Origin of the sequence: Streptomyces vilmorinianum (assembly GCF_005517195.1) — a bacterium.
Taxonomy (GTDB): domain Bacteria; phylum Actinomycetota; class Actinomycetes; order Streptomycetales; family Streptomycetaceae; genus Streptomyces; species Streptomyces vilmorinianum.
On sequence record NZ_CP040244.1, the window covers coordinates 7,354,423 to 7,368,083 of the forward strand.

General features: G+C 70.7%; 13 protein-coding genes. 11 read left to right on the top strand and 2 right to left on the bottom strand.

Translation table 11 applies throughout. The features are described 5' to 3' along the window. Positions 1-121 precede the first annotated feature (121 nt). From mshD to pstB, 11 genes are all read left to right on the top strand, one after another. Complete coding sequence (gene mshD / locus FDM97_RS34235) at positions 122-1,048, top strand: mycothiol synthase (protein ID WP_137994350.1); 927 nt, start codon at positions 122-124, stop codon at positions 1,046-1,048. A gap of 112 nt (positions 1,049-1,160) precedes the next feature. Continuing rightward, complete coding sequence (locus FDM97_RS34240; RefSeq protein WP_137994351.1) at positions 1,161-1,547, top strand: GntR family transcriptional regulator; 387 nt, start codon at positions 1,161-1,163, stop codon at positions 1,545-1,547. Beyond that, the gene (locus FDM97_RS34245; protein WP_137994352.1) at positions 1,544-2,401 is read left to right on the top strand and encodes an ABC transporter ATP-binding protein; all 858 of its coding nucleotides are present in this window, start codon (positions 1,544-1,546) and stop codon (positions 2,399-2,401) included. The genes FDM97_RS34240 and FDM97_RS34245 overlap by 4 nt, the downstream gene beginning before the upstream one ends. After that, on the top strand, positions 2,398-3,318 hold the full coding sequence (locus tag FDM97_RS34250; protein WP_137994353.1) for an ABC transporter permease: 921 nt from the start codon (positions 2,398-2,400) through the stop codon (positions 3,316-3,318). The genes FDM97_RS34245 and FDM97_RS34250 overlap by 4 nt, the downstream gene beginning before the upstream one ends. A gap of 227 nt (positions 3,319-3,545) precedes the next feature. Then, positions 3,546-5,873, top strand: coding sequence for an RNA degradosome polyphosphate kinase (locus FDM97_RS34255; protein ID WP_175439339.1), 2,328 nt, complete (start codon positions 3,546-3,548; stop codon positions 5,871-5,873). Further along, entirely contained in the window at positions 5,860-6,891 is a 1,032-nt protein-coding gene (locus tag FDM97_RS34260) for a CHAD domain-containing protein (RefSeq protein ID WP_137994354.1), read from the top strand. Before FDM97_RS34255 ends, FDM97_RS34260 begins: the two co-directional genes overlap by 14 nt. Before the next feature lie 65 nt (positions 6,892-6,956). Continuing rightward, positions 6,957-7,340, top strand: coding sequence for an NUDIX hydrolase (locus FDM97_RS34265; protein WP_137995198.1), 384 nt, complete (start codon positions 6,957-6,959; stop codon positions 7,338-7,340). A 251-nt stretch (positions 7,341-7,591) separates the two neighbouring features. Beyond that, complete coding sequence (pstS, locus tag FDM97_RS34270) at positions 7,592-8,731, top strand: phosphate ABC transporter substrate-binding protein PstS (protein ID WP_137994355.1); 1,140 nt, start codon at positions 7,592-7,594, stop codon at positions 8,729-8,731. Positions 8,732-8,843: 112 nt separating this feature from the next. Continuing rightward, entirely contained in the window at positions 8,844-9,821 is a 978-nt protein-coding gene (gene pstC, locus FDM97_RS34275) for a phosphate ABC transporter permease subunit PstC (protein ID WP_137994356.1), read from the top strand. After that, positions 9,821-10,897: a phosphate ABC transporter permease PstA gene (pstA, locus tag FDM97_RS34280; protein ID WP_137995199.1), complete on the top strand. Its 1,077-nt coding sequence runs from the start codon at positions 9,821-9,823 to the stop codon at positions 10,895-10,897. Before pstC ends, pstA begins: the two co-directional genes overlap by 1 nt. A 27-nt stretch (positions 10,898-10,924) precedes the next feature. Continuing rightward, positions 10,925-11,701 carry a phosphate ABC transporter ATP-binding protein PstB gene (gene pstB, locus FDM97_RS34285; RefSeq protein ID WP_137994357.1) on the top strand — a complete coding sequence of 259 codons (777 nt, stop codon included), beginning with the start codon at positions 10,925-10,927 and terminating at the stop codon, positions 11,699-11,701. Positions 11,702-11,929: 228 nt separating this feature from the next. Here the strand turns inward: pstB and FDM97_RS34290 are convergent, their stop codons facing one another. Beyond that, complete coding sequence (locus FDM97_RS34290) at positions 11,930-12,928, bottom strand: inorganic phosphate transporter (protein WP_137994358.1); 999 nt, start codon at positions 12,926-12,928, stop codon at positions 11,930-11,932. A 5-nt stretch (positions 12,929-12,933) separates the two neighbouring features. Next, positions 12,934-13,554, bottom strand: coding sequence for a DUF47 domain-containing protein (locus tag FDM97_RS34295; protein ID WP_137994359.1), 621 nt, complete (start codon positions 13,552-13,554; stop codon positions 12,934-12,936). Positions 13,555-13,661 lie beyond the last annotated feature (107 nt).

Genomic DNA, 13,661 nt, shown 5'->3' on the forward strand with positions numbered 1-13,661 from the left:
GGCCGCCGACAGGCACCCGCCAGGCCGCCGGCAGGCGCCCGACCGACTGCCGACCGCCCCGTACGACAGTCTCCGGGCGATCTCCCCCGCCCCGGCGCGGGCCCGCCGTAGGCTCGTAGCCATGACTCCTGACGCGGCACCGGCCCTCGAACCCGGACGGCAGATCAACACCTTCGACGAGCTCTCCCCCGAGCAGATCCAGGACGTCGTCGACCTGCTGGAGGCCGCCGACCAGGCCGACGGCATGCACGCCGTGTCCGAGCAGGGGCGGCTGTATCTGCGTCACGGCCGGCGCGAGGGCGTACGGCACTTCCTGCTCACCGTCGGCCACCAGCTCTACGGCTACGCCCAGCTGGAGGACACCGACCCGGTCGAGGCGCCGGCCGCCGAGCTGGTCGTGCACCCGTCGCAGCGCGGCCGGGGGCACGGGCGGGCGCTCGGTACCGCGTTGCTCGCGGCCTCGGGCAAGCGGCTGCGGGTGTGGGCGCACGGCGGGAAGTCGGCGGCCCGGCATCTGGCCCAGGTGCTCGGCCTGACCCTCTTCCGTGAACTGCGCCAGCTGCGCCGCCCGTTGGTGCCGCTCGACATCCCCGAGCCGGTGCTGCCCGAGGGCGTCACGGTCCGTACGTTCGTCCCCGGCCAGGACGACGCGGCCTGGCTCGCCGTCAACGCGGCGGCGTTCGCCCACCACCCCGAGCAGGGCTCCCTGACCCAGCGCGACCTGGACGACCGGATGGCCGAGCCGTGGTTCGACCCTAAGGGCTTCTTCCTCGCGGAGAAGGAGGGGCGGCTGATCGGCTTCCACTGGACGAAGGTGCACGCCGAGGAGCAGCTCGGCGAGGTGTACGTGGTCGGGGTCCTGCCGGAGGCGCAGGGCAGCGGGCTCGGCAAGGCGCTCACGGCGATCGGCCTGCGGCATCTGGCCGCGCAGGCGCTGCCGACCGCGATGCTGTACGTGGACGCCGACAACACGGCGGCGCTGACGGTGTACGAGCGCCTCGGCTTCGTCACGCACGAGGTGGACCTGATGTACCGCACGGAGTCGTGAACACGGGTCCAGACGGAGTCGTGAACGGCGTTTGAGCAGGGGGCGGTTGACATCGCCCCCTCTCTTCCACCACCCTTTCACTACTTGATTAGTGAAAGGGTGGTGGAAGAACGTGCTCGAGTACCGCATCGACCGGCGCAGCGGAGTCGCCACCTACCTCCAGATCGTCCAGCAGACCAAACAGGCCCTGCGCATGGGCGTCCTGGAACCCGGCGACAAGCTGCCCACCGCGCGCGAGGTCGTCGAGGCGACGGCCATCAACCCGAACACCGTGCTCAAGGCCTACCGCGAACTGGAGCGCGAGGGCCTCGTCGAGGCCCGCAGGGGCCTCGGCACCTTCGTCCGCGCGACGCTCGGCACCACGCCCGCCGACTCGCCCCTGCGCGGCGAACTCGCCGCCTGGGCGCGCCGGGCGCGGGAGTCCGGCCTGGACAGGGACGACGTGGCCGCGCTCTTCACTTCCGTACTGGACGAACAATTCAAGGGGGACGACGCATGACGACCGACACCGCCCTGGCCCTGGAGGCCATAGGCCTGGGCAAACGGTACGGAGGCGGCAGACCGCACCGGGCCCTGCGGGACTGCTCCTTCCGGCTGCCCGCCGGCCGGATCTGTGCCCTCGTCGGCCCCAACGGCGCCGGCAAGTCCACGCTCCTCGCCCTCGCCGCGGGGCTGATCAAGCCCACCGAGGGCACCATCCACGCCCCCGCCCGCGAAGAACTCGCCTACGTCGCCCAGGACAAGCCCCTCTACCCGCAGCTCACCGTCGCCGAGACCCTGGCCATGGGCCGGGAGCTCAACCCCGGCCGCTGGGACGCCGCCCTCGCCGAACGGATCGTCGCCGCCGGGCCGCTGGACCCGAACACCCGCGTCCGCTCCCTCTCCGGAGGCCAGCGCACCCGCGTCGCCCTCGCCCTCGCACTGGGCAAGCGGGCCGGACTGCTGCTCCTGGACGAGCCGATGGCCGACCTCGACCCGCTGGCCCGCCACGAGCTCATGGGCGCCCTGATGGCCGAGGCCGCCGAACACGGCACGACGGTCGTCATGTCCTCGCACATCCTCGGCGAACTGGAGGGCTCCTGCGACCACCTGATCCTCGTCGAGGGAGGCCAGGTCCAGCTCGACGGCGCCATCGACGAGCTCATCGCCGCGCACGCCCTGCTCACCGGACCGGTCGCCGACCTCGCCCCGCACACGGTCGTCGACTCCCGCACGACGGGCCGTCAGCTCACCGCCCTCGTACGGCGTGAGGGCCCGATCGAGGGACCGTGGCAGACCTCCGAGCCGACCCTCGAAGAACTCCTCCTCGCCCACCTCCGCGCCGCCCGCGCCCCCGAAGGAGCCTCCGCATGAGCGCCCTCGCCCTCAAGGGGCCGTACTGGGTGACGGTCCGCCAGCACAAGCCCGCCCTGACCTTCGCGGCCGTCGCCGTGACCCTCGGCCTCGCGACCATGCTCTGGCTCCGGCACTGGGACTCCCGCACGGTCGGCACCAACCAGGACAACGGCTACGCGGTGCTGCGCATCGCCATGGACTGGGCCTCCACGGGCATCTTCCTCGTCCCGCTGCTCGTCGGCGCGTACCTCGCGGGCCCCATGCTCGCCCGCGAGCTGGAATCGGGGACGTACAAGCTCGCCCTGACCCAGTCCGTGCCCCCGGCCCGCTGGCTCGGCTCGAAGCTGCTGGTGGCGGGCGCGGTGACGGTCGCCGCCACGCTCGTCATGATCGGGACCTTCCGGCTCGGCTGGGGCAATGTCGCCGGGACGTACCAGTTCCTCTGGCACGACCGAGGGGTGTACGAGGCGACAGGCCCCGTCCTCGTCGCGCACAGCCTCCTCGCCCTCGCCCTCGGCGCCCTGCTCGGCCAGCTGATCCGCCGTACCGTCGTCGCGATGGCCGTCACCGGCCTCGCCACCGGCACCCTCATGCTGCTCGTCGGCGCATTGCGCTGGTCGCTGATGCCGGTCACGACCGGCACCGTGTCCTACGCGCAGCACGGCGGGGTCGTCGCGATCACGCCCGCCAGCGCGCGGGAGACCGCGTCCGGGCTGATCTCCGAGACCGGGGAGCGGTTTCCCACCTGGATCTGCCACCAGAGGACCCCGGAGGGCATCTGCCCCTCCGACATGCGCATCGTCTCCCAGTACGCGGACTACCACCCCGCCTCGCACTACTGGCCGCTCCAGCTGATCGAGACCGGCATCGTCCTCGCCCTCGCGGCCCTCGCCCTCCTCGCCGCGTTCCGGGTCCTGCGCGCCCGGCACGCGTAACGTACGGATCGAGCCACCGAAAACCGGTCGGCGGGGCCTTCACGGGCCCCGCCCCCGATTCCGGCACGACATGTCTTTGTTACCGGCCATTCAGACGCGCTTGCGACGCTCACGCAATGAAGCCCGCCGTGCCTCGCCGCCCCAAGGGGCTCCCCAAAGGGAGACTTCCCTCCCCCACGGCCCGCTCCGACGCGCCCGACCACCCCTTCGCGCGGAAGAATGGGGCCATGAGCCAGCAGCCCGCCGAGGTCCCGGTCCAGTCCTCCGCCACGCCGTCCGCAAAGCCGTCCGCCAAGCCGTCCGCCAAGAACGGCAAGCCGTCCAAGCGGACGCCCGCGAACAGCGCCCAGAACGGTGAGCCCACCGCGCAGCCGTCCGTCGGGTCGATAGCCGCGCACCGCCCCCACGCCGTCAACGCGGACCAGGTCTCGGGCCTCGACCCCGAGCTGGACACCGACCTCGACGCGTACGAGGACGACGGCGCCGCCGGCGAGCTCCCCCAGGGCCGCTTCCTGGACCGCGAGCGCAGCTGGCTGGCCTTCAACGAGCGCGTCCTGGAACTCGCCGAGGACCCGAACACGCCCCTCCTCGAACGAGCGAACTTCCTCGCCATCTTCGCGTCGAACCTGGACGAGTTCTTCATGGTCCGCGTGGCCGGCCTCAAGCGCCGCATCGCCACCGGAGTCGCCACGCGCTCCGCCTCCGGACTGCAGCCCCGCGAGGTCCTCGAACTGATCTGGACCCGCTCGCGCGAGCTCATGGCCCGGCACGCCGCCTGCTACCAGCAGGACGTGGCCCCGGCACTCGCCGACGAGGGCATCCACCTGATCCGCTGGCCCGAACTCACCGAGAAGGAACAGGCCCGGCTCTTCACCCTCTTCCGGCAGCAGATCTTCCCGGTCCTCACCCCGCTGGCCGTCGACCCCGCGCACCCCTTCCCGTACATCTCGGGACTCTCGCTCAACCTCGCCGTCGTCGTGCGCAATCCGGTCAGCGGCCACCGCCACTTCGCGCGCGTGAAGGTGCCGCCGCTGCTCTCCCGCTTCCTGGAGGCCTCCCCCGAGCGGTACGTCCCCCTGGAGGACGTCATCGCGGCGCACCTGGAGGAGCTCTTCCCCGGCATGGAGGTGCTGGCCCACCACATGTTCCGGGTGACCCGGAACGAGGATCTGGAGGTCGAGGAGGACGACGCCGAGAACCTGCTCCAGGCCCTGGAGAAGGAGCTGCTGCGCCGCCGCTTCGGGCCGCCGGTCCGCCTGGAGGTCGAGGAGTCCATCGACCCGTACGTCCTCGACCTGCTCGTCCGCGAGCTGAAGGTCTCCGACGCCGAGGTCTACCCGCTGCCCGGCCCGCTCGACCTCACCGGCCTCTTCGGGATCGCCTCGCTGGACCGGCCCGAGCTGAAGTACCCCAAGTTCGTCGCCGGCACCCACCGGGACCTCGCCGAGGTCGAGTCGGCCTCCGCGCCCGACATCTTCATGGCGCTGCGCGAACGGGACGTGCTGCTGCACCACCCGTACGACTCGTTCTCCACCTCCGTCCAGGCGTTCCTGGAGCAGGCGGCCGCCGACCCGGACGTCCTCGCCATCAAGCAGACGCTGTACCGGACCTCCGGCAAGTCCCCCATCGTCGACGCCCTGATCGACGCCGCCGAGAGCGGCAAGCAGGTCCTCGTCCTCGTCGAGATCAAGGCCCGCTTCGACGAGCAGGCCAACATCAAGTGGGCGCGCAAGCTGGAGGAGGCCGGCTGCCATGTCGTCTACGGTCTCGTCGGCCTGAAGACGCACTGCAAGCTGTCGCTCGTCGTCCGGCAGGAGGGCGAGGTGCTGCGCCGGTACTCCCACGTCGGCACCGGCAACTACCACCCCAAGACGGCCCGGCTCTACGAGGACCTCGGCCTGCTCACCGCCGACCCGCAGGTCGGCGCCGACCTCTCCGACCTGTTCAACCGGCTCTCCGGCTACTCCCGCCGCGAGACCTACCGCCGGCTGCTCACCGCCCCGAAGTCCCTGCGCGACGGTCTCGTCTCCCGGATCCACAAGGAGATCGCCCACCACCGGGCGGGCCGCCCCGCGTACGTGCGGATCAAGGTCAACTCGATGGTCGACGAGGCCGTCATCGACGCCTGCTACCGGGCCTCGCAGGCCGGCGTCCCGGTCGACATCTGGGTCCGCGGCATCTGCGCGATCCGCCCCGGCGTCGCCGGGCTGTCGGAGAACATCCGGGTCCGCTCGATCCTCGGCCGCTTCCTGGAGCACTCCCGGATCTTCGCCTTCGGCAACGGCGGCGAGCCCGAGGTCTGGCTGGGCAGCGCCGACATGATGCACCGGAACCTGGACCGCCGTATCGAGGCCCTCGTCCGGGTCTCCGACCCGGCCCACCGGGCGGCCCTCAGCCGGCTCCTGGAGACCGGAATGTCCGACACCACCTCTTCCTGGCACCTCGGCCCGGACGGGAACTGGACGCGGCACGCGACCGACCCGGAGGGCCAGCCGCTGCGGCACGTCCAGGAGATGCTCATCGACGCGCGGAGGCGCCGGCGTGCACAACCCTGACCACGACGTCACCACGGAGACGGCCCCCGAGAGGGCCACGGAGATCTCCACGGGGGTCACGGCGGGAGAGGTCCTCTCCCCCTACCTCCAGGCGCGGGCCGCGGACTTCCTGCGCGGCCTGCGCCTGCACACGGAGAGCGGCGCGGACACGGCGGGCGCGGAGGAGGCGGCCCGCTCGCTGCGGTCCGCCGCCCGCCGTATCAGCGGCACGCTGCACACCTTCCGGCCGCTCCTCGACGCGACCTGGGCCGATCCGCTGCGCACGGAGCTGGCCTGGCTGTCGGGGACGCTCGCCCTGGAGCACGCCTGCACCTCCCGGCTCGTCCGGCTGATGGACGCGCTGTCCCGCCTGTCGAGCGGCGGCGGTCACGGCGGGCCGGTGCCCGCCGCGCGCGGCTCCGAAGGGCCGGGCCTGACGGTCGGCGCCGCCCGCGCCGGCGCGCTGCTCGACCGCCAGCTCACCCTCGCCCGTACGCGGGCCCACTCGGCGGCGCTCCAGGCGCTCGGCTCCTCCCGCTTCCACGCGGTCGCGGACGCGGTCGCGCTCCTGGCCTCCGACGTACCGCTGGGGCCCGCGGGGGCGGCCCCGGCGCTCGAGGTCCTCGACGCGCCGGCCATGGTCGTCGAGCGCCGCCTGGCGGAGGCGGTCGCCGGCCTGCCGCTGGCCCGCGCGGCCCACCCGTACAACGCCGACGCCCTCGCCCTGGCGGCCGGCGAGTCCCAGGACGCGCCCTGGCACCAGACCCGGCTGCTGCTGCGCCTCCACCGGTACGCCCGCGAGGTCCTGCACGCCGCCGCCCCGGACCCGGTCCTCTACGAGGCCGGGCGCGCCCTCGATCGCCACCGCGACGCCTCCGAGGCGGCCGCCGCGGCGGCCACGGCGGCCCGCACCCCGCGGATCGCCCCGGCCACCGCGTATGCCCTGGGCGTCCTCCACGCGGACCAGCGCCACGAGGTCGAGGCGTCCCGGTTCGCCTTCCAGCGCGCCTGGCAGCACGCCACGGCGCCGGTGCCGTGACCGAGCCCGAGCCCGCGCCCGAGCCCGAGCCCGCGCCCGAGCCCGAGCCCGAGCCCGAGCCCGCGATTCTCGCGGCGGGGTGCGTCCTGTGGCGCCCGGCGCCGTCGGGCCGGGGCATCGAGATCGCCCTGGTCTACCGGCCGAAGTACGACGACTGGTCGCACCCGAAGGGGAAGCTGAAGCGCGGCGAGTCGGCCGAGGAGTGCGCGGTACGGGAGGTCCTGGAGGAGACCGGCCAGTCCTGCGCCCTGGGGCGGCGGCTGCCGACGGCCCACTACGTGGCGAACGGCCGCGCGAAAGAGGTCACGTACTGGTCCGCCGAGGCGCTCGGCGGCACGTTCGAACCGGGCAAGGAGGTCACCCGCCTCGCCTGGCTCCCCCCGGACCAGGCCCGCGCCCGCCTGACCCAGCCGAGGGACCGCGAGCTCCTGGACGCCCTCGTGGGCTGACCGCCCCCGTGGCTGCCCGGGTCCCCGGGGCGGACGCGCCCGCAACGGACGACACGGCCCCACACCACGCCTTCCGGCACGGTTCACTTTCCGTTCACTCTCCCCCGTCGGCCGCTTCACCTGATCTGCCTAATTTCGGCCGTACAAGGTGCACAGGCACAGCGCTGCACCCACCACCCCGACACACGCCGCCGTACAACGTTGAGGACACCCGGTCCGCGGCTGGCGGCTTCTGGAAGGAACACCCGAAAGTGAAGCTTTCGCGCAAGAACGGGCTTCGCGCCTCCGCGATCGGTGCCCTCGTCGTCTCTGGCGCCCTGGTCCTCTCGGCGTGTGGTTCGGACAACAACACCGGCACCACGCCGGACGGCGAGAAGACCTCGGCCGCCGCCTCGAACATCAAGTGCGACGACGCCAAGGGCCAGCTCCTCGCCGCGGGCTCCTCCGCGCAGAAGAACGCCATGGACCTGTGGGTCAAGAACTTCCAGGCCGCCTGTTCCGGCGTCGAGGTGAACTACCAGTCCATCGGCTCCGGCGGCGGTATCACCAAGTTCAACCAGGGCCAGGTCGCCTTCGCCGGCTCCGACTCCGCCCTGAAGGACGAAGAGGTCGCCGAGTCGCAGAAGATCTGCACGGGCGGCGGCAAGGGCATCAACCTGCCCATGGTCGGTGGCCCCATCGCCATCGGCTACAAGCTGAGCGGCGTGGACAACCTGGTCCTGGACGCCTCCACCATCGCCAAGATCTTCGACACGAAGATCACGAAGTGGAACGACCCGGCGATCGCCAAGCTGAACCCGGGCGCCAAGCTCCCGGACAGCACGATCCAGGCCTTCCACCGCTCCGACGAGTCGGGCACCACCCAGAACCTGGGCAAGTACCTCTCCACCGCCGCCGCGGCCGACTGGAAGTACGACCCGAAGTCGAAGTCGTGGCCCGCCCCCGGTGGCCAGGCCGCCAACGGCTCCTCCGGTGTCGCCACCGCGGTCAAGGACGCCGAGGGCTCCATCGGCTACTTCGAGCTCTCCTACGCGACCGCCAACAAGATCTCCACGGTCTCCGTGAACACCGGCGCCTCCGCCCCGGTCGCGGCCACCACGGAGAACGCCTCCAAGGCCATCGCCGCCGCCAAGGTCAAGGGCACCGGCTCCGACCTGGCCCTCTCCCTCGACTACGCCACCAAGGCCGAGGGCGCCTACCCGCTCGTCCTGGTCACGTACGAGATCGCCTGCGACAAGGGCAACAAGGCGGAGACCCTGCCGACCCTGAAGGCGTTCCTCAACTACGCGATCAGCGAGGACGGCCAGAAGGTCCTCTCGGACGCCGGCTACGCCCCGATGCCGGCCGAGATCGCGGCCAAGGTCCGCCAGATCGTCCCCACCCTGTCCTGATCCCCGGCCGGGTCCGGTCCGTCACCACCACCGACGGACCGGCCCGGCATCCGGTGCACCGCCGCCAGGAGCCCCGTACACCCGTACAGGCTCCGCAGACCGGAGAGTCAGAATGGCTACGACAACCACCACACCACCCATAGAAGACGGGCGCGCCAAGGGCGCGACCCGCCCCGGCGACCGGGTCTTCCTCGGTCTGTCCCGCGGTTCCGGCATCACCCTGCTGGTGATCATGGCCGCCATCGCGGGCTTCCTCACCTACCGCGCCGTCCTCGCGATCTCCCAGGACTCCACGAACTTCTTCACCACCTTCGAGTGGAACCCGGCGGGCAGCCCGCCGGTCTTCGGCATCGCCGTCCTCGCCTTCGGCACGATCGTCTCGTCGATCGTCGCCATGGTGATCGCGGTGCCGGTCGCGATCGGCATCGCGCTGTTCATCTCGCACTACGCCCCGCGCAAGCTGGCCAAGCCGCTCGCGTACGTGGTCGACCTGCTCGCCGCCGTCCCCAGCATCATCTACGGCCTCTGGGGCGCGATCTTCCTCGTCCCGTACCTGGACGGCCTGAACCAGTGGCTCGACGCGTACATGGGCTGGACGTACATCTTCGACAAGTCCAGCGACGGCGTCGCCCGCAACCTCTTCACCGTGGGCATCCTGCTGGCGATCATGATCCTGCCGATCATCACCAACGTGACCCGTGAGGTCTTCCTCCAGGTCCCGAAGATGCACGAAGAGGCCGCCCTCGCCCTCGGCGCCACGCGCTGGGAGGTCATCCGGATGTCGGTCCTCCCCTTCGGCCGCTCGGGCATCATCTCCGCCTCGATGCTGGGCCTCGGCCGCGCGCTCGGCGAGACGATGGCCGTCGCCGTCGTGCTCTCGCCCAGCTTCGTCCTCTCGGGCCACCTCCTCGACCCGGGCGGCGGCACCTTCGCCCAGAACATCGCCGCGAAGTTCAACGAGGCCAACGAGTTCGGCCGTGACGCGCTGATCGCCTCCGGTCTCGTCCTCTTCGTCATCACCCTGCTGGTCAACGGCGCGGCCCGGTGGATCATCGCCCGCCGCAAGGAGTACTCGGGGGCCAACGCATGATGAGCAACGCCATACAGGACCGCCCGGTGACCACCGCCACCGTCCAGCACGACCCGCTGAAGCACGCCCGGCTCCCCCGCTGGACCCCCCTCGCCGTCGCCATAGGGTCGATCGCCGCGGCCGTCGGCCTCGGACTGGCGGCCGGCTGGCACAGCCGCATCCAGTGGGGCCTGATCGCCGCGCTGTTCTTCGTCCTCGCGACGTACGCGATCACCTCCAAGGTGGAGGGCTCCCGCCAGGCCAAGGACCGGGTCGCGACCAGCCTCGTCTGGGTCTGCTTCATCCTGGCCGTCGTCCCGCTGTTCTCCCTCGCCTGGGTCACGATCAGCAAGGGCCTCGAAGTCCTCGACCCGTACTTCCTCACCCACTCGATGAACGGCGTCCTCGACGCCGAGGCCGGCGGCGGCGTCTACCACGCGCTGCTCGGCACGATCGAGCAGGTCGGCATCGCGACCCTGATCGCCGCGCCGATCGGCCTGCTGACCGCGGTCTACCTCGTCGAGTACGGCGGCGGGAAGCTCGCCCAGGCCGTCACCTTCTTCGTCGACGTCATGACGGGCATCCCGTCGATCGTCGCGGGTCTGTTCATCCTCGCCACCTGGAATCTGATGCTGGGCTTCGGGCCCTCCGGATTCGCCGGCGCGATGGCCCTCGCGATCCTGATGATGCCGGTCGTGGTCCGCTCCACCGAGGAGATGCTCAAGCTCGTCCCGAACGAGCTGCGCGAGGCCTCCCTGGCCCTCGGCATCCCGAAGTGGCGCACGATCCTGAAGGTGGTCCTGCCCACCGCGATCGGCGGCATCACCACGGGCGTCATGCTCGCGGTCGCCCGCATCACCGGTGAGACGGCCCCCGTCCTGCTCCTCGTGTTCGGTACGAAGCTCATCAACCCGAACCCCTTCGAAGGCGCCCAGTCCTCCCTGCCGCTCTACGTGTACGAGCAGTACGCGGTCGGCACCGACGCCGCCGTGGCCCGCGCCTGGGCCGCCGCGCTCGTCCTGATCGCCTTCGTCATGATCCTCAACCTGGTGGCCCGCGGCATCGCCCGCTGGAAGGCCCCGAAGACCGGCCGCTGACCGCGGCCACCTTGGAAGTGAACTGATATGGCCAAGCGAATCGACGTCAGCGGCCTCTCCGCGTACTACGGCGCCCACAAGGCGATCGACGACATCTCCATGACGGTCGAGCCCCGCTCGGTGACGGCCTTCATCGGCCCCTCCGGCTGCGGCAAGTCCACCTTCCTGCGCACCCTGAACCGCATGCACGAGGTCACCCCCGGTGGCCGCGTCGAGGGCAAGGTGATGCTGGACGACGAGAACCTGTACGGCTCCCACGTCGACCCGGTCGCCGTGCGCCGCACGGTCGGCATGGTCTTCCAGCGCCCGAACCCGTTCCCCACCATGTCGATCTTCGACAACGTGGCGGCGGGCCTGCGCCTGAACGGCCGGTACAAGAAGTCCGAGCTCAGCGACATCGTCGAGCGCTCCCTCAAGGGCGCGAACCTCTGGAACGAGGTCAAGGACCGCCTGAACAAGCCGGGCTCCGGCCTCTCCGGCGGTCAGCAGCAGCGTCTGTGCATCGCCCGCGCGATCGCGGTCGAGCCGGACGTCCTGCTGATGGACGAGCCCTGCTCGGCCCTCGACCCGATCTCGACGCTGGCGATCGAGGACCTGATCGGCGAGCTGAAGGAGCGCTTCACGATCGTCATCGTGACGCACAACATGCAGCAGGCGGCCCGCGTCTCGGACCGCACGGCCTTCTTCAACCTGGCGGCCGTGGGCCAGCCGGGCAAGCTGGTCGAGCTGGACGACACCGAGCGCATCTTCTCCAACCCGAGCGTCCAGGCGACCGAGGACTACATCTCCGGCCGCTTCGGATAACAGACGTCCGGCCCGTGTGTACCCACCACCGGGGGCGACCACCAACGCCCCCGGCCCAGGGTCACCACGGTTCCGGGTGCCACGTCTGCGGTGCTGCATGGCGGTGCCACCGCAAGACGAAGGGCCCGCCCCCTCTACCGAGGGGGCGGGCCCATTTCCGTACGACCGTTGTGGGCACACCCACGGGGCCGGCGCCCTTTCAGGCCCGTCCGCCCCGGGGGCCCGCGGCTACCCGAAGAACAGCCGCACCACGTAGTAACTGGCGGCCGCCATGATCGCCGCGGCCGGCATCGTGATGAACCACCCCAGGATGATGTTCTTCGCGACGCCCCACCGCACCGCGTTCACCCGCTTCGTCGCCCCCACGCCCATGATCGCGGACGTGATGACGTGCGTCGTCGAGATCGGCGCGTGGAACAGGAACGCCGAGCCGAACATGATCGACGCGCCCGTCGTCTCCGCCGCGAAGCCCTGCGGCGGGTCCAGCTCGATGATCTTCCGGCCCAGCGTCCGCATGATCCGCCAGCCGCCCGCGTACGTGCCCAGCGAGAGCATCACGGCGCACGCGACCTTCACCCACACCGGGATGTCGTCGCCCGCCTGCTGCACATCGGCGATGACCAGGGCCATCACCACGATGCCCATCGTCTTCTGGGCGTCCTGCAGACCGTGACCGAGCGCCATACCGGCCGCCGACACCGTCTGGGCGATACGGAAGCCGCGCTTCGTCTTGTGCGGGTTGGTCTTGCGGAAGATCCACATGATCAGGCACATGACCAGGTAGCCGACGATCAGGCCGACGACCGGCGAGACGAACATCGGGATGACGACCTTGTCGAGCACGCCCGACCAGATCACCTCGGTCCCGCCGGCCAGCGCCGCGCCCACCATGCCGCCGAACAGCGCGTGGGAGGACGAGGACGGCAGACCGAAGTACCAGGTCACCAGGTTCCAGATGATCGCGCCGACGAGCGCGGCGAAGAGGATGCCCATCCCCTTGTCGCCCGTGGGCGTCTCGATCAGGCCCTCGCTCACCGTCTTGGCGACACCGCTGCCGAGGAAAGCGCCTGCCAGGTTCATGACCGCCGCCATCGCCAGCGCCGCCCGCGGGGTCAGCGCCCGGGTCGAGACGGAGGTGGCGATGGCGTTGGCGGAGTCGTGGAAGCCGTTCGTATACGTGAAGCCGAGCGCGACACCGATGGTCACGATCAGCGCAAAGGTGTCCACGAAGCTCAGGACTCCTTGACCGCGATGGTCTCCACGGTGTTCGCCACGTGCTCGAAGGCGTCGGCCGCCTCTTCCAGCACATCCACGATCTGCTTGAGCTTGAGCACCTCGATGGCGTCGTACTTGCCGTTGAAGAGATGGGCGAGGAGCTTGCGGTGGATCTGGTCCGCCTGGTTCTCCAGCCGGTTGACCTCGATCCAGTACTCGGTGAGGTCCTTCATCGTCCGCAGGTTCGGCATGGCCTCTGCGGTCAGCTCGGCCGCCCGGGCCAGGACCTCGATCTGCTGCTCGACACCCTTGGGCAGTTCGTCGACGTTGTAGAGGACGACCAGGTCGACGGCCTCCTCCATGAAGTCCATGATGTCGTCGAGGGAGGACGCGAGGGAGTAGATGTCCTCACGGTCGAACGGCGTGATGAAGGAGGAGTTCAGCTGGTGGAAGATGGCATGGGTCGCGTCGTCACCGGCGTGTTCCGCTGCCCGCATCCGCTCCGCGATCTCGGCCCGGGCGGAAGGCTCCGCTCCGAGCAGTTCCATCAGGAGCTTCGAGCCCGTGACGATGTTGTCCGCGGACGCGGCGAACATGTCGTAGAAGCTCGTCTCCCTGGGGGTCAGACGAAATCGCACGTGGGGTCCTCGGGGTGCTGGGTTGGGTCAGGCTGATGCTAGGCGCATCATCCGGCCACGGCTAACCGGCGTCCCCTCAGTGTCGCCCATCAGGCACAGTGAACCGC